Origin of the sequence: Brevibacillus dissolubilis (genome assembly GCF_006170445.1) — a bacterium.
Taxonomy (GTDB): Bacteria; Bacillota; Bacilli; order Brevibacillales; family Brevibacillaceae; genus Brevibacillus_B; species Brevibacillus_B dissolubilis.
In genome coordinates, this window is sequence record NZ_VCNA01000002.1 from 331406 (window position 1) to 350727 (window position 19322).

18 protein-coding genes are annotated in these 19322 nt (G+C 52.8%); 1 reads left to right on the forward strand and 17 read right to left on the reverse strand.

Going from position 1 to position 19322, the window contains the following annotated elements; genetic code table 11:
* Positions 1 to 4: 4 nt before the first annotated feature.
* The 8 genes from FGI41_RS03540 to FGI41_RS03575 all read right to left on the reverse strand — a co-directional run bounded on the left by FGI41_RS03540 (position 5) and on the right by FGI41_RS03575 (position 10304).
* Entirely contained in the window at positions 5 to 868 is an 864-nt protein-coding gene (locus FGI41_RS03540; RefSeq protein WP_139488576.1) for an alpha/beta fold hydrolase, read from the reverse strand.
* A 46-nt stretch (positions 869 to 914) separates the two neighbouring features.
* The gene (locus tag FGI41_RS03545; protein ID WP_255298305.1) at positions 915 to 2588 is read right to left on the reverse strand and encodes a Sapep family Mn(2+)-dependent dipeptidase; all 1674 of its coding nucleotides are present in this window, start codon (positions 2586 to 2588) and stop codon (positions 915 to 917) included.
* Positions 2589 to 2717: 129 nt separating this feature from the next.
* Positions 2718 to 3428 carry an ABC transporter ATP-binding protein gene (locus tag FGI41_RS03550; RefSeq protein ID WP_218015218.1) on the reverse strand — a complete coding sequence of 237 codons (711 nt, stop codon included), beginning with the start codon at positions 3426 to 3428 and terminating at the stop codon, positions 2718 to 2720.
* On the reverse strand, positions 3412 to 5190 hold the full coding sequence (locus FGI41_RS03555; RefSeq protein ID WP_139488577.1) for a branched-chain amino acid ABC transporter ATP-binding protein/permease: 1779 nt from the start codon (positions 5188 to 5190) through the stop codon (positions 3412 to 3414). The genes FGI41_RS03550 and FGI41_RS03555 overlap by 17 nt, the downstream gene beginning before the upstream one ends.
* A gap of 1 nt (position 5191) precedes the next feature.
* Positions 5192 to 6079, reverse strand: coding sequence for a branched-chain amino acid ABC transporter permease (locus FGI41_RS03560; protein WP_139488578.1), 888 nt, complete (start codon positions 6077 to 6079; stop codon positions 5192 to 5194).
* 66 nt (positions 6080 to 6145) lie between these two features.
* Complete coding sequence (locus FGI41_RS03565; RefSeq protein WP_139488579.1) at positions 6146 to 7339, reverse strand: ABC transporter substrate-binding protein; 1194 nt, start codon at positions 7337 to 7339, stop codon at positions 6146 to 6148.
* Between the two features lie 253 nt (positions 7340 to 7592).
* Complete coding sequence (locus tag FGI41_RS03570) at positions 7593 to 9329, reverse strand: sigma 54-interacting transcriptional regulator (protein WP_139488580.1); 1737 nt, start codon at positions 9327 to 9329, stop codon at positions 7593 to 7595.
* A gap of 189 nt (positions 9330 to 9518) precedes the next feature.
* Positions 9519 to 10304 (reverse strand): 3-hydroxybutyrate dehydrogenase, encoded by a 786-nt coding sequence (locus tag FGI41_RS03575; RefSeq protein ID WP_139488581.1) that lies wholly within the window; start codon positions 10302 to 10304, stop codon positions 9519 to 9521.
* A gap of 356 nt (positions 10305 to 10660) precedes the next feature.
* Here FGI41_RS03575 and FGI41_RS03580 point away from each other — a divergent pair, with 356 nt between their 5' ends.
* Positions 10661 to 12181, forward strand: a complete 1521-nt coding sequence (locus tag FGI41_RS03580) for an alpha/beta hydrolase (protein ID WP_438358004.1) — start codon at positions 10661 to 10663, stop codon at positions 12179 to 12181.
* A gap of 160 nt (positions 12182 to 12341) precedes the next feature.
* On the opposite strand, the gene FGI41_RS03585 is transcribed toward FGI41_RS03580, so the two are convergent.
* The 9 genes from FGI41_RS03585 to FGI41_RS03625 all read right to left on the reverse strand — a co-directional run bounded on the left by FGI41_RS03585 (position 12342) and on the right by FGI41_RS03625 (position 19310).
* The gene (locus tag FGI41_RS03585) at positions 12342 to 12902 is read right to left on the reverse strand and encodes an ankyrin repeat domain-containing protein (RefSeq protein WP_139488582.1); all 561 of its coding nucleotides are present in this window, start codon (positions 12900 to 12902) and stop codon (positions 12342 to 12344) included.
* Entirely contained in the window at positions 12884 to 13291 is a 408-nt protein-coding gene (gene hepT, locus FGI41_RS03590; RefSeq protein WP_139488583.1) for a type VII toxin-antitoxin system HepT family RNase toxin, read from the reverse strand. The genes FGI41_RS03585 and hepT overlap by 19 nt, the downstream gene beginning before the upstream one ends.
* 45 nt (positions 13292 to 13336) lie before the next feature.
* On the reverse strand, positions 13337 to 13675 hold the full coding sequence (locus tag FGI41_RS03595; RefSeq protein WP_139488584.1) for a histidine triad nucleotide-binding protein: 339 nt from the start codon (positions 13673 to 13675) through the stop codon (positions 13337 to 13339).
* A 531-nt stretch (positions 13676 to 14206) separates the two neighbouring features.
* Positions 14207 to 15784: a limonene hydroxylase gene (locus FGI41_RS03600; RefSeq protein WP_139488585.1), complete on the reverse strand. Its 1578-nt coding sequence runs from the start codon at positions 15782 to 15784 to the stop codon at positions 14207 to 14209.
* A 119-nt stretch (positions 15785 to 15903) separates the two neighbouring features.
* Positions 15904 to 16473: a hypothetical protein gene (locus FGI41_RS03605; RefSeq protein WP_139488586.1), complete on the reverse strand. Its 570-nt coding sequence runs from the start codon at positions 16471 to 16473 to the stop codon at positions 15904 to 15906.
* A 22-nt stretch (positions 16474 to 16495) separates the two neighbouring features.
* On the reverse strand, positions 16496 to 16858 hold the full coding sequence (locus FGI41_RS03610; RefSeq protein WP_139488587.1) for a GIY-YIG nuclease family protein: 363 nt from the start codon (positions 16856 to 16858) through the stop codon (positions 16496 to 16498).
* Between the two features lie 74 nt (positions 16859 to 16932).
* Positions 16933 to 17700 (reverse strand): DUF2087 domain-containing protein, encoded by a 768-nt coding sequence (locus tag FGI41_RS03615; protein WP_139488588.1) that lies wholly within the window; start codon positions 17698 to 17700, stop codon positions 16933 to 16935.
* Positions 17701 to 17856: 156 nt separating this feature from the next.
* Complete coding sequence (locus FGI41_RS03620) at positions 17857 to 18633, reverse strand: hypothetical protein (RefSeq protein WP_139488589.1); 777 nt, start codon at positions 18631 to 18633, stop codon at positions 17857 to 17859.
* Between the two features lie 191 nt (positions 18634 to 18824).
* Positions 18825 to 19310: a YybS family protein gene (locus FGI41_RS03625; protein WP_139488590.1), complete on the reverse strand. Its 486-nt coding sequence runs from the start codon at positions 19308 to 19310 to the stop codon at positions 18825 to 18827.
* Between the last annotated feature and the right edge of the window lie 12 nt (positions 19311 to 19322).

Here is a 19322-nt window from a genome sequence, read left to right on the forward strand (position 1 = left end):
CCCCCTATTTCAACACAAACTCGCTGATTCTCTCCGCCGTTTCCTTCGGATGAGTCAGCATTAAGAGGTGCAAGGAATCCTCCAACCGGACGGCTTCGGCTGTCTCTACCGTTTTCAGATAGGCCTGACGCGCTTCAAGGAAGAATTCGCGCTCCTCATCCCCCGGAATCTTGGTCTCATCGGCGAGCATCAGCAGCACAGGCACTTCTAGCTTCGCGAACAGCTTATCTACATCAAAGGTGGCGTATTCGTTAAAATACGCACGGAACGCATCAACAGGCAGGCGGTAGGAGTAGCTCCCGTCCTCTTTTTGCTCCAGCTCATGCTCGATCACAGGGAAATCGACGTGATAGGCCCCGTAGCGCCCTTGGAAAAACTCCTGCGCGTCCGCCATGCTCGCATACGAAACGGATTGGAAATGCTCAATCGCTCCTTCCAGATGAAAGCCCGGCACGTCACTCAGACGGAAGTAGCCACCGTCGAGCAGTACGATTTTGTCGGTCAGCTTCGGATACGTAACGGCAAACATCTGCGCCGGCACGCAGGAGAACGAGGCCCCGACGACCGTTGCCTTTTCTACCTTTTCATGTTCGAGCAGGCGGCGGATATCATCGGCAATCTGGCGGAACGAATACGGCTTCTGGCGGGAGGTGTTGCCATGCCCGCGCAGGTCGAGTCCGAGAATGCGGAAGTGGTCTGCCAGATGAGGAACAACACCTGCAAAAATCTCTTTGCTGGCACGAATCGAGTGCAGCAGTACAAGCACAGGTGCGTCCGGCTGGGTCGGCTGGTTAAGATCAAAATACTCGGTCGTGAAGCCTTCATAGGTGAACTGCTTGGTAATCGCTGATAGATCAATGGTAGTCATAAAAATTGGGTCTCCTTCTCGTGTTGTCCTATTATCTATTGTGATTCTATTTTGCTAATTCATACATGGCTTGGGCGTAGATTGCCATCGCCGCGACGAGGTCATCGATCTCAGCGTACTCGTCCTTTTGGTGGGCGAGGCATTCCTTGCCGGGGAAAACAGGGCCGTATGCCACGCCGTACTTGAGCGTGCGGGCATAGGTGGAGCCGCCGGAAGAAAGCAAGGTGGCAGGCTGTCCGGTGTGTTGCTCATAGACATTTTGCAGAATACGGATGCTCGGGTGATCCTGTGGGACATAGTGCGGATAAGTCGTGCGCAGGTGGGAGAACGCCCAGCCCAGCTCCGTGGTTTTCGCCTTTAGCATCTGCAGACGCTCGTCGAGAGAGACGGTCGCGGGATAACGGATGTTGAGCTTGATGGTCGCGCCCTCCTCTGGGCTGTAGCGGAACCATCCGGCATTGCTGGTCAGCGGGCCTGTCACATCATCCTCGCAGGCGATCCCAAGCCTCACGCCGTAGTCGTCACCGTGCAGATATTCCGCGACGAACGCAAGGAACGGGCGGGCCTCCCCGGTGAAGGTGACTCCAACTCCAGATAATCCGTGCAAAAAGGCTGCTAGAAACGTACCCGCATTCGTGCCTTTGAACGGCTCCATCCCGTGGGCGGCTTCGCCTTTGAGGTGGAAGGTCAGGGTGTCGTCGGAGGTGCGGTCTGTGTGGTCAATCAGATTGTGACCAGACGTGCGTTCTGCGTGGCCGATCAGATTGTGCTCGGCGAGGAACGAATTGTATGAGGAGATGAGTTGCTTGATGGTTGGAGATGGCTCGGCATCGGCACGCTCTTTTATAGTTGGTGATAGCCCGTCGTCGGCACGATCTTTCATGTCCGAAGACAGCTCGGTGCTCGTGTCCGCTGGTATTCTCACAACAGCCCGCGCCAGATCAGGAACCATGTTGCCCTGATCACCCGAGTAGAATTCAATCAGGGTGAACGCATTGTTGTCGGCTTGAGCTGGAGTGTACGGCAGTTGAACACCCTGCGTCCGATCCTGAACCGTTTGAGCTGTTTGAGTCACAGCAGCCCTCGCATCCTCCGCTCCTGCGATCACCAATGTCGGATTGATCTGCCCCTTCTCCGCATGAATCATCGGAAAATCAGCATCCGGCGAAAAGCCAATCTCAGGCAGCGTCTCAAGCTCCGCATACCGTTTCATACACAGCCAGCCGCTCTCCTCGTCCGTCCCGATGATGAACCGAATCCGCTTTGTGAGGGGCAGACCCGAGTCGCGGAGCATTTTTAAGGCAAAATAGGCGGCAAGCCCCGGCCCTTTGTCATCAATCGCGCCACGGGCATAGATGCGCCCATCGCGGATCGCCGGCTCGAACGGCGGACTCGTCCAGCCTTCGCCTACCGTGACGACGTCCACATGGATCAGCACGCCTACCTCTTCTTGGTCAGCCTCACCGTAATCGATGTAGCCTGCGTAGCCCTCCAGGTTCTTCGTGCGAAACCCATCCTGCTCGCCTTGTCCCAATATGTATTCCAGCGCTTCCGCTACCCCGTCACCGAACGGACGGCCTTCTGTTGCGGTCGTCATGTCTTCGATGCTGTTAATCGCAAGAAACGTCTGCAGCTGTGCCAAAAAAGCCTCTTTATGCGATGCCGCAAGCGCTTTCCAGTCATCCGGCGTCAACGGTTTTGCCGTTGGATGGTTCGTCAATCGGTTCAGCCTCCTTTTATCCGCTCTATGCTATGCCCCAAACGAAAAAGGAGCCTCGGCACGCGGCCATTCGCTCCCTTTTCTTCCCATTCTATTCGTTCATTGCAGGTGCTTGCAAGAGAATTTACATTACGCTCCGAGATACGTACGGATCACCCGCTCGTCATGCAGCAGATCCTGCGAATTCCCCGTCATCTCCACCTGACCGGATGACATCACATACGCCCGGTCTGAGATGGATAGAGCCGCGCCTGCGATCTGCTCGACCAGCAAGATGGTTTTGCCTTCCTGACGCAGCTGGGAGACGGTGTCGAGAATCAGCTTGACGTACAGCGGCGAGAGACCCATCGACGGTTCATCCAAGACGAGATACTGCGGATTCGACATCAGTGCGCGGGATAAGGCGAGCATTTGCTGTTCCCCGCCGGAGAGGGTGCCTGCTTGTTGGTTGCGGCGTTCCTTCAGCCGGGGAAAACGCTCGTATTCGCGCTCCATCTGCTGCTGGACTTGCTTGGGGTTCTTCTTGATCTGGGTGTAGGCGCCGAGCAGCAAATTCTCCTCAACAGTCTGATCCCCAAAAATCTGACGGCCCTGCGGCACGTGGCTGATCCCCTTTTTCATGATTTCATGGGCGGGCTGGCCGATCAGGGATTGACCGAGATAGGTGATCTCCCCTTCTTTTACCTTGACCAGTCCCGTGATAGCTTTGAGCAGGGTGGTCTTGCCTGCGCCGTTGCGGCCGATCAGGGCGACGATCTCCCCTTCGTTGACATGCAGGTCGACACCGCGCAGGGCTTGCGCCATTCCATAATTGACGTGCAGATTATTTACCGACAACAAGTTTGGTGACCTCCTCTCCGCCGAGGTATGCCTCGATGACGTGCGGGTGGTTTTGGATGTGGGCCGGGTCCCCCTCGGCAATCTTTTTCCCGAAGTCGAGCACGGTGATATTGTCGCAGACGTTCATGACGATCTCCATGTGGTGTTCAACCAGGATGATCGAGATGCCGATCTCTTTCAGGTTGCGGATGACCTTCATGATCTTCTCCACCTCGTACTGGCTCGCACCTGCGGCTGGCTCGTCGAGGATGAGCAGCTGCGGCTTAACCGCCATCGCGCGGGCGATTTCGACTAGACGCTGTTCCCCGTAGGAGAGGTTTCCTGCCTGCTCATATGCTTTTTCCGCGAGGCCGACGAAAGAGAGCAGACGCAGTGCCTCTGTCTCGAAGCGTTGTTCCTCCTGGTGGAAGCCACGGGTATGCAGCAGGTTGGCGACGAACCCAGTGCGGTAATGCAGATGGAATCCGACCATGACGTTCTGCACGACGGTCAGCTCTTGGAACAGCTGGAGGTTCTGGAACGTCCGCGTGATACCGGCAGTCGCCATCTGATGCGGGGAGAAGCTGGTCACATCGCGGTCTTTCCACAGGATGTTGCCGGATGTCGGCAGATAGACACCTGTCAGCAGGTTGACCGTGGTACTTTTCCCAGAGCCGTTCGGGCCGATCAGACCGCGTACTTCCGGGCCATTCAGCTGAAAATCTACTTCGTCCACGGCACGGTAGCCACCGAAGTCCATGACTGCTTTTTGCACGTTCAGCACGGTTTGGCTGCGCTCGGCTGCCCAAGTGACTTGGTTGGACGCTTTTTGCAGCTCATTGTCAATGGTGACTTGCTTGACGTTTTTGTTTTTGTGGCGGAGGCGGTTGAAGCCGCCGACGATCCCGTCTGGAAGCAGGATCAGGCTAAGCAGCAGAATCGCACCGAAAATCAGTGAGTGATAATCGTACAGGCTCTGGACCCATTGCGGCAGCAGGAAAATGATAACCGTCCCGATCACCGGGCCAAGACGCGTACCGGAGCCGCCTACGATGACACCGATCAGGAACAGGATCGAGCGGTCCCAGGTAAACGAGTCACTGTTGATATACGCATTCTGGAAGGCGAACAGCGCACCGCCGATCCCCGCAATGACTGCACTGATGGCAAAAGCAAGCACTTTCCAGTTGCGGACATTCACACCAACTGTAGCAGACGCCACTTCACTGTTGCCGATCGCGCGGAACACGCGACCGATGCGGGAGGTGAACAGATTGTCGGTCAGCACGGTGACGAGGATGGTGACCAGTGCGATGAACCAGTAGTACTCGACCACGCCCATCTTGAAGCCGAACAGATTCGGATCACTCAGATACAAGCCCGCAGGCCCGCCTGTCACATCTACCCAGCGGTTGGCGATAATCTCCACCAAGAGACCAAATGCAATCGTTACCATGGCGAGGTACGGCCCTTTTGCCCGCAGAGAGAGCATCGCTACGACTGCACCTGCGATCGCACAGGCCACCATCGCCGCGATCAATCCACCGAGAAAAGGCACACCTGCATTCGTCAACAGCGCGATCGTATAACCACCGATGGCGAGAAACCCAGCATGCCCAAGCGACAGCTGTCCAGACAGACCGACGAGGAAGTTAAGCCCCACCACGACGATATACGTGTAGAGGAAGCCCTGCGCCATGTGAATATAGTAAGAATTCGGAAAAATCCAAGGAACTGCATACAAGGCCAACCCGATTGCGGCGTAGATCATCCACTTTTTCATATCAGAACTTCTCCTTCACTTTTTTGCCCATCAGCCCCTGAGGCATGAAGATCAATACGAGCAAAATCAAAAGGAACGCACTGGCATCCTTATAAGCCGAATCCCCAAGTGCAATCACCTGCTCGATCACCCCAAGCAACAGACCGCCAATCAGGATGCCCATCGGATTGTCCAGACCGCCGATGATTGCGGCAGCAAAGGCTTTGAGCCCCAAGGTCGCTCCCATGTAAAAAGCGGTGTTGGTGATCGGGCCGACCAAGATCCCGCCGATCCCAGCCAGCACGGATGACAGAGCAAATGCGAGAATCGCCATCATGCGCGGGTTAATCCCCATCAGCGAAGCCGCGTCTGGGTTGAACGCTACTGCGGCGAGCGCTTTACCCAGCATGGATTTTTTCAGGAAAATGAACAGACATGCCATGATCAGGATCGCACAGACGGCGACGAACAGCTCATGCATGGTGATTCCCACACCGGCAAAGCGGAGCACTTCATTGCCAAAGGGGGACGGGAAAGGAATCACGTTCCTTCCCCAGATCAGCATGGCGATGTTGCGAAGCATCATAGATACCGCTACGGTGCTGAGAATCCAGGCGATTGACATAAAGTTGTTGTTCAGCGGCCGGATGGCGATGCGCTCCAGACCCCATCCGAGGATCGCGGTCAGTCCACTGATCACGATCATGGTAATGAGTAAGGCAACGAGCGGATTGATTCCCGCAGCCATCATCGTGGTGAGTGAGGTGAGTCCGAGCAGGGAACCCACCATCAGGAAGTCCCCCTGCCCGAAGTTCATCGTCCGGGTCGTAATATACGTAATGTAGTAGCCTTGGGCGATTATCGCATAGATACTGCCTACGATCAGCCCGCTTACAATGGCTTGCAACACGCCATTCCCCTCCTTTGGTCAACACATATCTCTATTGTTGGCTCACAGCTTACCTGTTTGGCTGGCTTATGGTTTTACGATAACCCCGTCTTTGTAAGTAGCGAGGAACATGTTTTCACTGGTGAGTGCATCGTGGTTTTCTTTGGTGAATGGCTTGCTGCCTGCTGCGGTGACTGCTTCGAATCCATCCATGTTTTCGATGGCATCACGTACGGCTTTTGGATCGGTGCCTGCTTTTTTCACACCTTCGAGAATCATACGGGCAGAGTCATAGCCTTGAGCAGTTGCGATCGGGAAGATGTCCTCGCCGAATTTTTGTACCACTTTTTCGTGGAAGGCTTTGGCTTTGTCACTTTGGTCGATGGTAAAGGATTGGACAAAATACACGTCTTTGTTGACCAGATCGCCGACCAGCTCTTTTACCGTTGGGTCACCCATGGTCCAGGAAGCAACAGTCAATGGATTATAGTTTAATTTTTCACGCGATTTGAGGAATTGAGCGCCCTCTGGAGCCAGACCGTAGAAAATCAGTGCTTCGATGTTCGCCGCTTTCATCTTGGTCAGCTGGGATTCCATGTTGGTGTCGCCTACTTGGAAGGAGTCGACCGCGGTCAGCTGGAGGTTGTATTTGTCTTTGAGCACGTTTTCGACGTCGGTTTTACCGCCTTGGCCGTAACCGGTGGTATCGTGCAGAAGACCGATCTTGCTGAATTTTTTCTCCTCGATCATCCATTTGAGCATGGTTTCGACTTGACCACGGTCGTATGGGGTGACGCGGAAGATGTAGTTCTTGTCTTCCTTGGCATATGGTTCGAGGATCGCCGTTGCAGTCGCGACCGGAATCACCTCAGGTACACCTGCTTCTTGGGCAAATTTGACGTGGGCTTTGGCGTTCCCGCTGTTAGCCGGGCCGACGAAGCCGACGACTTTGTCCTGCTGGATCAGGCGTTGGACGATCTCTACGGATTTTTCCGGTTTGGCTTCGTCATCGTAGACGACCAGCTTGGCTTTCGGCCCTTGGCCCGCTTCAGCATTGTACTCATCGACTGCCAACTCTACGCCGCGCTTGACCGCTTCACCGAACTTGGCTGTACCGCCGCTGAGAGAGATGGCGAGACCTACATTGAACTCAGATGCGGTCTGCTGCTGTCCACCGCTTGCCGGTGTGCTGCTGGCCTGCTGGTCAATCTGTGGGCCGCACCCCGCGAAGAAGAGCGATGTCATCATGACGAGCGGAAAAAGAAGATTGCGTTTTTTCATGTCTGGAACCCCCCGTGTTTTAAGAATGAATGATGGCTTACGGTGTGTAACCGCTTTCACACTTTTAATTAAGCAAGTGTCGTGCCAACTTAGAATTCAGGGGAAAATAGACGGATAAATAAGATGTGTCTAACCTGTGAACATAACGACGTGTTTATGTTGTCGCAAAATTGTGACGTTTTCGCTGTTTTACTATCGCGACATGATGCAAAGATGCGACGGTAGAAAAAAAAGGACAAGCCGGGCTGTTTTCCTAGTGCAACCCGTACTTCTCCAGTTTCCGATACAGACTTGCTCTGTGCATGCCTAACAGACTTGCAGCCTTCACCTTGTTGCCTTCGCTCTTTTGCAGGGCCATCTCCAGCACGCGTTTCTCGGTTTTGGCCATCTCTGCCTCCAGATTGAGGGTAAGCGTCTCCCCTTGTGCGAGGATCGGTCTGTCTTGCAGGTATGGCGGCAGATGGTTGGTCTCTAGTACCCCTTTTTCCGCCAGCTGGACAGCGCGTTCGAGGACATTGTGCATCTCGCGGACGTTGCCGGGCCAGCCATGTGAGAGAAAAATCTGCTCGACGCGTTCACTCAGACCGATGACTTGGGTGTAGAGTTCAGCGTTGAGCTTGTGGATCAGGTGGTTGGCGAGTGCGGTGATGGACTTGCCTTGGACGCGGAGTGGCGGGATTGTGATGGTGAAGACATTGAGACGGTAGTAGAGGTCTTCACGGAACCTGCCTTCGCGGATTAGGCTCTCCAGAGAGCGGTGGGTCGCGGCAATCACACGGATGTCCACCATGATCGGACGGGTCGCGCCGATCCGCTCCACCTCACGCTCTTGCAGAACACGGAGGAGCTTGACCTGCATATCCATCGGCATGTCACCGATCTCATCGAGAAACAGGGTACCCCCGTTAGCGAGCTCTACTTTCCCAGGCTTGCCGCCTTTTTTGGCCCCGGTAAAGGCCCCCTCCTCATAGCCGAACAGCTCTGCCTCCATCAAATCCTTGGGGATCGCCGCACAATTGACCCGTACGAACGGACCTTCTGCGCGCGGACTGTGCTCGTGGATCGCGTGGGCGAACAGCTCCTTGCCCGTCCCGCTTTCGCCGAGGATCAGCACCGAGGATTTCGTCTGAGCGACGCGTTTTGCCAGCTGAATCGCTTCCTTGACCAGAAAATGATCGGCAAAAATCGAATCGAACGAATATTTCGCCCCCATGATGCGTTTGAGCTCCTGCCGGTAAAAATCCAGCTTACGCTCCATGATATTGTAGCGGTCGACCAGATTGCGCAGGTCACGCAGGTCGGAGAAGACGACCTTGCCCATCGCCCCGACGATCGATTCGCCTTCGCGCAGCGGCATCCGGCTGACGATAATTTCTCTGTTGTTGATACGCATCAGCTGGCCCAGCTCGGAGCGGCCCGTTTCTAAAATGATGTGCATCCTTGTATTCTCAATCACTTCGGTAACATGCCGTCCGATGGAATTCTCGATGGTCGTCCCGAGAAAATCGCAATAAGCCTGGTTGATCATCGTCACGATTCCATTGGAGTCAATCATGATGATCCCATCGAACAGCTGGTCAACCAGATCTTTGAACTGCCGCAGCTCCTTTTCCTGCACGGATAGCTTCTGAAAGACATTCTCATAGACGGTGACATCCTGAAAGACGGACAATCCCCCGATAATCTCTCCACGCAGCGTTATCGGTGTCCGGTCGACCAAAAACATCTTATCTCCATAGCGAAACTCCCGCCGCAAAGACGGCTTGCCCTCGTTAATCACCTGTGTCATATCGCTGCCTGGAGCGATGCTGGTAATCGGCAATGACGTCATCTCGTCTGCGCGAAGACCGAGGATTTGACATCCCGCATGATTGATGAAAGCCATAATGCCCTCGGTATCCACAACAATCACGCCAGTCTGCATACAGTTGAGCATCTCGGTGTATTCCGGGGTCAGCAGGTGCGACAAAGCACTCTTTTGTTCCAGCATGGGCTTCTCTCCTTTTCTTTTTCATTCTTTTTTATAAAAATTTTAACAAATCATAGGTAAAATCCTCTTTTTTAGAGAAAAAAAGAAGCCCAACAATCCTGTGTAAAAGATTGTTGGGTGGTGGGGTGAGGCTCAGCCAGACGCAGTGGCTCGGTTCGAGGCAACTCGGATGGGGTTCGCCCCCAGCCCCTACATCGCTGTATAGCCCCCGTCGATGACAGCCGCCTGTCCGGTGATGCCCTTGGCCTTATCGCTGGCAAGGTAGACGGCGTAATCGGCAATCTCTTGGACGGCCAGCAGACGTCGTTGGGGAACGAGCGGATAGATGACCTCCTCCATCACGTCTTCGAGCGCGATCTGGCGGGTGCGGGCGAGGTCTTCGAGCTGGTTGCGGACAAGCGGGGTGTCGACATAGCCCGGACACAGGGCGTTGACCGTGATGCCGTGGGGCGCTCCTTCGAGTGCAGCCACCTTGGTCAGACCGATGACACCATGCTTGGCGCTGTTATAGGCTGCTTTTCCGGCAAAACCAACCAGTCCATTGATCGACGCAATATTGATGATGCGGCCTGACTGCTGCTCTTTCATCAACGGAAAGGCGTGCTTGATCGCTGTGAACGGTGCGGTCAGCATGACTTTGAGCATAAATTCGAATTTGTCTGTCGGAAACTCCTCGATCATCGAGACATATTGCAAGCCTGCGTTGTTGACGACGATGTCCAAGCGGCCAAACTGCTCTTGTGTGGCTTGGAGCGCAGCTTTGATCTGCTGCTCATCGGTTACATCACAGCGGATGGCAATCGCGTCAAATCCTTCCGCCCGCAATCCGTCGGCGGCCTGCTGGGCGGCCTGTTCGTTGAGGTCAGAGATGGCGACATGTGCCCCCTCTTTTGCCAATGCGCGGGCGATCTCAAGCCCGATGCCGCTGGCGGCTCCCGTGATCAGTGCGCTCTTGTCTTGTAATAGTTTTCCCATGTATCTCAGCTCCCCATTAGGTCGTTGTCAGACAGCGGCAATCCGCCGCTACAGCAATTTGGGTGGGAGCAAGTCTTGTGCCAAAATTTTTTTTAGGGCTTTTACGAGGCGTTTGCTTATGATTTTTGTTGATAGCGCTTACATTCCAAGGCGATTCGTTTCACAGGATTCATTCTGTTCCAAAACAGATACATGTCGCATTTTCACAACGAAAATTCGTCGCACTTTTGCATCATCCTTTTGAACCATGCCTATCCGATGTGCATATGCTTGACCATCCGTCACTTGGCATAGAAGTTGCTATCACATTTATTACACCAATATGTAAACGCTTACCTATCGAGGAGGAATGACACATGAACCAAAAATGGACGGCAATCGCTCTCACCACTTCCCTGATGCTCCCACTCGCCTCTTTGCCACAGGCTGCAGATGCTGCTTACTCCCCTGTCGTGCCCGGCGCGCACAGTGTCACGGTAACCAAATTTGACGGAGCCAACAATAACTGGCTCACCACCAAAAACCCGGCCCAATACGCGGCCGCCACTGTCTACGGCAACATCGCACTGACTCCATACGGCTGGGGCGAAGCAGACAAAGGCACAGGCTGGTACGAGATGTACAAACCTGCTGAAGTGATTGGCGTGCAGATCAACGGCATGTTCGAGGATGCCAAGTTCGTCATCCGCGTGCCTGAGCAATGGAACGGCAAGCTCGTCGTCGCCGCCGCACCGGCTACCCGCAACGAGACCTCCAACGACCTGCTGTTCAGCGACTATGTCCTAGCAAAAGGCTACGCCTACGCCTCCATCGACAAAGGCACCCAAGGCGAGATTGACCCCAAAGATCCTTTTGCCAAATCCAAAAACGCGCTCATCGCTGAAGAAGATACGATGAAAGAATGGCATCTGCGCTACCGCCAAATCACCAAAGCCGCGCAAAAATACCTGGCCACGAACTACGCCGACCGTCTGATCCAAGCAACGGACAGCAGCAACCCAGCAAGCGACCTCGTGACCAAAGACCACCTGATCCCGACTTATGCCGTAGGGATTTCCAATGGTGGCTATGTCGTGCGCTATGCGGTCGAGCATGACGATCCTAAAGTAACCAAGGAACCTCGCCTCTACGACGGTGCCGTTGACTGGGAAGGTGTCCTCTGGCGCTCCAAGGAAGACAACCTGATCTCTTCCCTGACCAAAGTCGTCAACAATACTGAAAAAGCGGTATATGGCACAGGTGAAGAACAGGCAAAAGCAAAAGAAGCCCTCTATGCTGCCGGTGTACCGAAAGGCTCTGAGAAGCTGTGGGTCTACCACGATCAATTTTACTGGTTCATCACCCTGAATATCTATCGAGACGAATTTGATCCAAAAGCACCAAAACGCCTGCAATGGCAAGATTACCTCAACCTGACCGCCCAAGGTGTGCGTGACCGCCAGTATGATGGCATTTTCAAGACCTATGACTACTTCAAGCGCCCTGCCACGGTGAAAAAAGCGGTGTCCGAAATCGAAAACACCGGTAACTTCAATGTGCCGATGATCTCTGTCTTCGGTTCCTGGGATTCGCTGATCTTCCCTGACCTGCATGCCAAAGGCTACGCGAAGCTGGTCGAAAAAGCCGGCAAGTCCGACCTGCACCGTCTCTATACCGTCGAAAAAGGCAACCACGTAGACGGTCTGGTCTGGAGCAAAGCCGCTGACGCGGACCACGAGCTGCAACCGCTGCTGCCATATGTACACCAGAGTTTTGATCTGGTTGTGAAGTGGGTGGAAGAAGGTCAGGCTGCTCCGGCGAGCAAGGATATCGCTGTTCCGAAAGAGACTGGGAAAGTGGTAGATTTGGTGACGGGTGAGGAGATTGCGCCTTACTAGTGTGGGGCAATCTTTTGAGGAGTTTCGCGTAAAACTTTTTGATAGATTGAAAATTTGTAACTGTTGTGAAGAAGTACAATGATGAATAAACGGGAAGCTGTCATGTGTATGTTTGACAGCTTCTTTTTTTGTATACGTTTTGTTAGATTATGTTGCCAGGTTATCGGTTCATCGCGTCTGAGAGGATCGCAGCTATTCCTTGATAGCCCCTGCTGACGGCGATCTCCATAGCAGTCTTCCCCTCATGAGTTTGGATATCTATTTTGCCCCCGTATTGTAGTAGTAACATCATCATTTCTTTGTTCCCTGCTCTTACTGCCTCAATCAATGCCGTATGACCAAAGTGGGATTCAGTAGCATCTATGTTTTTACAATGAGGCAGTAAGAGTCTGACAATCTCTTTAAAATTGAGGTAGGCGGCGTGGATTAACGGGGTGATTCCCAGATCGTTAGCTTTGTCCGGATCTACTCCTGCCGCCAAAAGAATCGTGACTGCTTGTACATTGTTAAAATGGGTAGCAATAAATAGGAGTGGACAGCCATGTTCCACATATTGATGTGGATCGTTCCCTTGGTTCAGCCAATCTATTAAAGTGCCTGTTTCTCCTCGTTGTAATGCATCGTAGAGAGATTGCTTTTGGTTACGGATTGTGCTTCCTCCTCGAATAAAAAAGAGACCTCCTCGACAGTGGTCTCTTTCACTTAGAATTCTGCAAGTAATATGGCGTTCTTAAAAACCTCAAAATCCGGTAAGTTCTTCCCGATAAACTGCTCGATGAATCCAACATCTATGGGATTGTAATTATGGATCACAATAGCACGGAAGCCAGCAATCACTGCCATCCTATCTCTCAGTTCTTTTGAAATGATCCTCTTATCATATAACATATCGAATGCGTCACGGCTATGCTGGGGTACACCCCATTTTTTCACATCTGCAATATGCATAGACAGATCAATAGAAGCTACACAGGCGCGCTGGATATTCAGGATAATCGACTCTAGTTTCGTCAGATCATGGAGGTGATCGGGGTTGTCCTCATACACCTCATGCACACGTCTTACACAGTGGTCGATCCATTCCAGTTGCTCATTAAGAAACTCACGCATATCGGTTCTCCATAATCATATGGCTCATCGTCCAGCCGATGCATGTTACATATCCCAACGCAGCTGACGTCCACCGATCAAGTGGAAATGCAGGTGGAACACGGTCTGCTGTCCATGCTCGCCTTTGTTGGTGACGATACGGAAGCCGCTCTCGCTGATCCCCATCTCGTCTGCTACTTTTTGCAGGGCGATGTGGATATGGCCGATCAGCTCTTTGTCTTCCGGCTGTGCGTCATAGATGGAGGCAATATGTTTTTTCGGGATTGCCAGCAGATGTACCGGGGCGATTGGGTTGATGTCGTGGAAGACGACGGTGTGCTCGTCCTCATATACTTTTTTCGCTGGGATTTCATTGTTTACGATTTTGCAGAAAATACAGTCCATGATTCATGTCTCCTTTGCCGAAATGGGATAATGGTGTTGGGATGGTTCTTATGTAGAAAACCGGTTTCTGTTGGCATAATATGCCTGTCTGATCCAGTATACCACAGCCTGCTGTCTCTTGTTTAGCACCTGCTGGGTTGGGTGAGGGTGAGGCGGACGCTGGCAAGATGTTCGCCTGTTTGCCTCCCTTCGGAGAAGGAGTGACTAGCCGCTGCGAAAAGAACAAGGCTGGGGCGTGGCAAAAATGTTCGGGGAAGCGGGTTCGAGCGATGGGGTTTGCCCCTGGGATTACTCGGGGAAGGTGGGGCCAGCCTTGTTCTTTCCTTCGCTGGGATGGGAGGCAAAAAAGGCTCGCTTCTTGCCAGCGTCCGCCTCACCCGCCAGCCGTAGTGTGCGTCAGCACGAGACATCAATCATAGTAGGCTAGATAGAAAAAAGAAAGAGATAAAAAAATAAGAGGAAGCCTTGATGCACCCTTTCTGATGGTACGATGAGGCTTCCTCATTCTTTTGTTTTCTCTCCACTCTCAGCCTAAGCCTTTTCTACCAGCTTTATCAGTCTCTCCCCCACATCCGCATCCGGCTCGGTCTCCAACAACTTTTTCATCATTGGTAGCAACTCCTTGCGCCAGACGTCCACTTCCCACTCTTCCAAGACGTGAATTGCCGCGGATCGGTTGCGAACGACCGGGCTCATGAGAGCTGTCTGAATCAGTTGGTGACCAAGACCTAGGAAACGGGAGAGGTGTTGCAGGATAGAACCCAAGCAGTTGTGATGGTTGAATCCTAAGCCCAAACCTAGTTCCCGTGCTGGGCCAGTGGCGATTTTTTCGAGCGGGAGATGAGAAATGGCGAAGGTGACCACTTTTTCGGCTTGATTGCGGTCGGAGGTCTGCATGAGATAGTCATACAGCATGGATTTATCCGGGTTTGTCAGGAGGGCGGCATACAGGTTGTCCCATACATCTACACGGAGGGCATGGGCAGCATTGATGATGATATGGGCATTGTCGTCGCTGATGGTGGCCGCTTCTTGTCGCAGGCGGTCATGCCAGCCCTTCCAATCGACCATCGTCTCGCACTGTTCCAGATGCTGAGCGCGGATGGCAGGTGTCCAGTCGTTGGCGCTCCAGTCCTGTTCACCCTCCGAACGCAGGTAGTTGCAGATCGTCACAAGCCACAGGAAATCGCGCAGTGTCTCCGCACGGTCGTACGCGTGACGGAGGTAGTGGCCGATGACCTCTGCCGCATGGTCGTACCCCGTGATCCCGACAGAAGGGCCTTCATGGATGAGGCTCGCGATGAGACTCCCCGCTGACTGATACAGCTCCTCATCGATGGTCTCTGCAGCCATAGCGGATCTCAAGTCACCTCCGACAGCACAGGTCAATGCCAAATATTCATCCATGATTTCATTTTTAAAACCTTCCCGCAGCATCCAATCCCTGATCTCCTGCGTCTGTGGCTCAAGCCGTTCGACCAGATGAATCCGCCCCCAGCCGTGCACCGATTTTGCCAGCTGGAACAAGGTTTCATTGGGTTCATGCATGCCAGATGTCAACGCAGCAGCGACATAGAGGGTGAATTCCTCATGCTTGCCTAGGGTGAGCAGCAGCTCCCGATCACGCCCGATCTCAAACAGACCCAACAGCGCTATGCCGAACTTCACCACTTCCCGATGCGCCCCGTGATAGATGAACCACAGCGCCTCTTCATACACATCCAACGGTCTGAAGTCCAGACGATTCCGCACCCGGTGCAAAAAATCATCGATCACACTCAGCACACCACGTTCCATCAGCAACACGTAGGTGGCCCGTCTGGTTTTGTTCGACGGATTGCGGAGTTGCTCTGAAAAGGTATCGATCAGGGATCGAAGCTTCCCTTCATCTGCTTCTGCACCCATATGATGTCCGAGGATGCCATCCATCGCACCTGCGGCGAAACGGACAGCTTTCCCCTCCACACCCATCTCGGCTGCATCGGGAAGCTCCTCATATTCACGCGGCATCTCTCCCTTTTCATTGAGATGGCTTCGGATATAGTCAATGATTGGGGTCTTGCCGTACCATGGCAGGACCTCTGATTTGCTTTTAAAAAAGGAAAACATACAAGAGTCACCTCATTCAACAAGAAAAAAGTAACTCTATCTTACTAAATACAGGCAGGGTTGGAAATACGAAAGCAGTGACTTCACACTGCCATTCGTACTTCCACTCCCTGCCCTCATCAGCCTGCCGTTCTCTCTCTTTTCAACAGCGCCACTACAGCACCGGCAATATACGCTGCCATAAGTCCGACGGTAAAGGTGTAGAGATTATAATACAGGAGGAACATCCCTGGATGAAGCCAATCCATGAACAAGCCATCTGCGCCTGGGATCGTGCCAGCCATCATGGAATCGGCCCATCCATTGAGCAGCCGCATCTCCCCTACCAAGGAGACAGCGATCGCCATCAGGCTGACAGGGATGACAGCGAGCGACCAGCTTTTGGTTTTGGCGTGGAGAATCTGGCTGCTTTTGACGGCGGTCATCGTGAGGAAGATAAGGAAGATCGGAACCATCGCGATCCCAGCCGCCATGATCATGCTGGAAAAATCCGTCCAGTGCTCTGGCTTCATGGTCAGTATCCGCGCGATGAGGAACCCGACGACGCTACTAATGAAGAACAGAAACAAAATCCCCCAGTTCGGGCGTCCGGAACCTCGTTGTGCCACTCCTCCCGGCAGACCTACCGCCAATGTCGCGCAGATCGCCACCACGATGATAAACGCATTCAAGTTGATGTTCATATCCATGTCTGTTTCCCCTGCTTTCAAGCTAGAGCTTTTGTTTGTGATACCCCTTCTCCCCGTATGGCTGGAGCTGTTCGAGCCATTTGGCTTCCATGTCCTTGAGCTCTGCCTTGTATTCATCCTGCACATCGTCGCGCGGCTTGACTTTTTCTAACACCTCAAACGCAAACGACTCTGCTCCGAATTGGTTGTAATCTGCTTGCAATTCCTTGTTCGGATGACCGCCGAGCTTGAGCTGGAAGAGGTGACGGTTATAGACCAAGTCGAGATTGGTACTGGTGTTAAGGAAGATTTTTCCGTTGGCGAGATTCTTAATCTGGAACACTCCAGTCGGGCGGTGGGTCATTTTATAATCCATTTTGATTTGTTTTCGTTTTTGCATTTCCATATGGGTGTGGCTCCTTCCTGCCTCGTTTTGGATTTTGTCACTTTTATACCTGTGACGTTTTATACCTGTTACGTTTACACGGTAAGCCAGTAGGCGCTGCCGTCATCTTTGCGGTCCATGAAACCGTATTCGATCAGATAGCGGCGCAGGGTGACATACTCTTCGGTGTGTACGGTTTTGAGGATTTCGTTGACCTCTTTTTCTGTGTACTGCTTGTTGGTCTCGAAGCGTTGGATGATATGGCGCAGAATCGCCACCTTGCGCTTCTCCTTTTTCGGGAACTCGGTGAGATGACCATCCGGCCCTTCCGGAAAATATCGGCGAATCAGGTCAGAGTTCTCTTCCTCGGTGATATTGAAGCGCTCATCTACCACCGTCGCGGTCTTTGGGATCGGGATGAACTTCTGCTTTTTGTGCGGACGGCTGTCCAGCAGCTCCATGATCGCGAGGAACACCTTGGCCTGCTTCTCTTTTTCACGCAGGGTGAAACGGTGGTTGCGGATCGTGGAAGTACTGCCCCCGCCCATCTCCTTGACGATATCGTTATCGCTTCGCCCCTCATAAAAGAACTGGAGCAGGGTCTTTTGCAGATCGGTCAGCCCGGTGAATTTTTTATTGAGGTCGAGCAGGTACTCAAACACGGATGAATGCGCCTGCTCGATATGCACCTGTGTATATTTGTGGGCCTCGTACAAGACACCGTTGTCCGGGTAGATGACTCCCTTGGTAAAACGCTCCCCACAAATCAGGCAAACATATTGCTCATTTGTTTGGTCTTCCATGTAGCCTTGTTTGATTTCTTCTACGGATGCACTCCAAAACAGTTCTGTCAGATCGCTCATTTCCACCAAACGCTCCTCTTTTGTATCTGTTTAATATATAGACATCTTACATTTACGTTTGGTTTTTGTCAACGTTCCCTCAAAAAAACAGACAGCCGCCCGCTCTCCATCGCAGGAGTTCGGGCGGCTTGTATGCCGCAAGCGTATGATTGCTGTCTACTTTTTATGAAAAATGAATTCGCGGAGTGCTCCCAGCTCAGCAATCTTTCGGTGAAGCCGTTTGATCTGATATTCCTGTCCGGGGCCGACGACAGAAAAGTGCTCCATCAGGTTGATCCTATGCTCATAGCTGTTGATGCCCAGGTCAAAGATTTCGTTGATATACGCCTGGGTGCGAGGGGTCAGCTTGGTATGTTCATACGTACGGATGATTTCGATACAGGTATTGCCGATCTCCTCCAGCGAGTTGAGGTACACATGTGGGGACGAGCGTCCATCGTCTGTGCCGCCGGTGATGAACCAGAGCGGGTTTTTCGTCTCAAAGGCCCCCATCTTTTCATAGGTGACGAGCATATCCTTGAGCAGTTGGCGTTTTTTATCGGGATCAGACACTTTTTTCGAGGTGTGGGCATAGCTGTCCCTCAGGTGAAGCAGCATGGTGATATAGATACGGCGAAGCTCGTCGTCATCGACCAGACTAAGGGAATTATTGCTGTTGTCCAGGATCAGCTTGTCGAGATAGACGGAGACGTGTTCATACGAGTTGATCGCTTCCTCATATTTTTCAAACTTAAACCAGCGCTCGCCGTCATGGAAAAGCTCCAGAATCCGCTCCTCGGTTTGCCGCTTTTCCTGCTGGGCGCTCAGTTCATAGGTGCGTTTATCCTGTTCATAAGCGACTATGTTTCCCGAGATGTAGCCGGTTGTCAGTCCAATCATGACACTTAGGGTGATGTTCAGGAGATACGGCAATCTCTTATTCAGGTTTCGCATAGAAGTGTCCTCCAACAGCAGATGGTCTCTCTTCATCCTATGTCGGTTGGGACAGGGTTACGCCAATTCGCGGGAAACACAGCTGTTTTTCCTCCGTACAGGCACATTTGCTTCGAATATGGACATAGCTACACCGAATATTTTAATAATAAATACCCTGTACCACCGGGGTTGCAACCAGCCCAATCCCATCACATCCCACGCTGTCTACTCCAGACATACCCGATCCATGTCCAGACCCCGCTGTATCCTACACATCCAGCCAACAGGACCAGCATCCACCACTGTCCAAAGCCCTGTTCATTCACCTGCATAGGTACAGGAACATCTGCCCCAAACGTCAAAATCACGATTCCTGCCATCAGACATAGCCCCCCGGATATGCTCACACTCCACGGATGCTGCCGGTACACAAGTCCACAGCCGACGACAAGCCCGAGCAATCCGATGGCAAAGTGAAACACCAATGCGGCTTGCGGCTGGAGCATATACAGAATCGGCAGTGTCAACAGGTACGTCATCACCCCGTACCTGATGCCCAGCATCGTACACCCCAGCAGGATCGGCAGTGTGCCAAGCAGCATGAGATAAGTGCCCTTCCCAGGCAAAAGTCCCGCCGCCAGCTGAATTGCCGCCGCGACTACCGCCAGCAAGAGCATCTTGATCACGTCATGCATCTGCGATCATCC

Bases quoted from the DNA above. Each gene is read 5' to 3' on its own strand.
- FGI41_RS03610 (WP_139488587.1), bottom strand. From the start codon at position 16,858: ATGGAAATGCAAAAACGAAAACAAATCAAAATGGATTATAAAATGACC.
- FGI41_RS03615 (WP_139488588.1), bottom strand. From the start codon at position 17,700: ATGAGCGATCTGACAGAACTGTTTTGGAGTGCATCCGTAGAAGAAATC.
- FGI41_RS03580 (WP_438358004.1), top strand. From the start codon at position 10,661: ATGAACCAAAAATGGACGGCAATCGCTCTCACCACTTCCCTGATGCTC.
- FGI41_RS03540 (WP_139488576.1), bottom strand. From the start codon at position 868: ATGACTACCATTGATCTATCAGCGATTACCAAGCAGTTCACCTATGAA.
- FGI41_RS03605 (WP_139488586.1), bottom strand. From the start codon at position 16,473: ATGGATATGAACATCAACTTGAATGCGTTTATCATCGTGGTGGCGATC.
- FGI41_RS03600 (WP_139488585.1), bottom strand. From the start codon at position 15,784: ATGTTTTCCTTTTTTAAAAGCAAATCAGAGGTCCTGCCATGGTACGGC.
- FGI41_RS03620 (WP_139488589.1), bottom strand. From the start codon at position 18,633: ATGCGAAACCTGAATAAGAGATTGCCGTATCTCCTGAACATCACCCTA.
- FGI41_RS03595 (WP_139488584.1), bottom strand. From the start codon at position 13,675: ATGGACTGTATTTTCTGCAAAATCGTAAACAATGAAATCCCAGCGAAA.
- hepT (WP_139488583.1), bottom strand. From the start codon at position 13,291: ATGCGTGAGTTTCTTAATGAGCAACTGGAATGGATCGACCACTGTGTA.
- FGI41_RS03565 (WP_139488579.1), bottom strand. From the start codon at position 7,339: ATGAAAAAACGCAATCTTCTTTTTCCGCTCGTCATGATGACATCGCTC.
- FGI41_RS03570 (WP_139488580.1), bottom strand. From the start codon at position 9,329: ATGCTGGAACAAAAGAGTGCTTTGTCGCACCTGCTGACCCCGGAATAC.
- FGI41_RS03555 (WP_139488577.1), bottom strand. From the start codon at position 5,190: ATGAAAAAGTGGATGATCTACGCCGCAATCGGGTTGGCCTTGTATGCA.
- FGI41_RS03575 (WP_139488581.1), bottom strand. From the start codon at position 10,304: ATGGGAAAACTATTACAAGACAAGAGCGCACTGATCACGGGAGCCGCC.
- FGI41_RS03625 (WP_139488590.1), bottom strand. From the start codon at position 19,310: ATGCATGACGTGATCAAGATGCTCTTGCTGGCGGTAGTCGCGGCGGCA.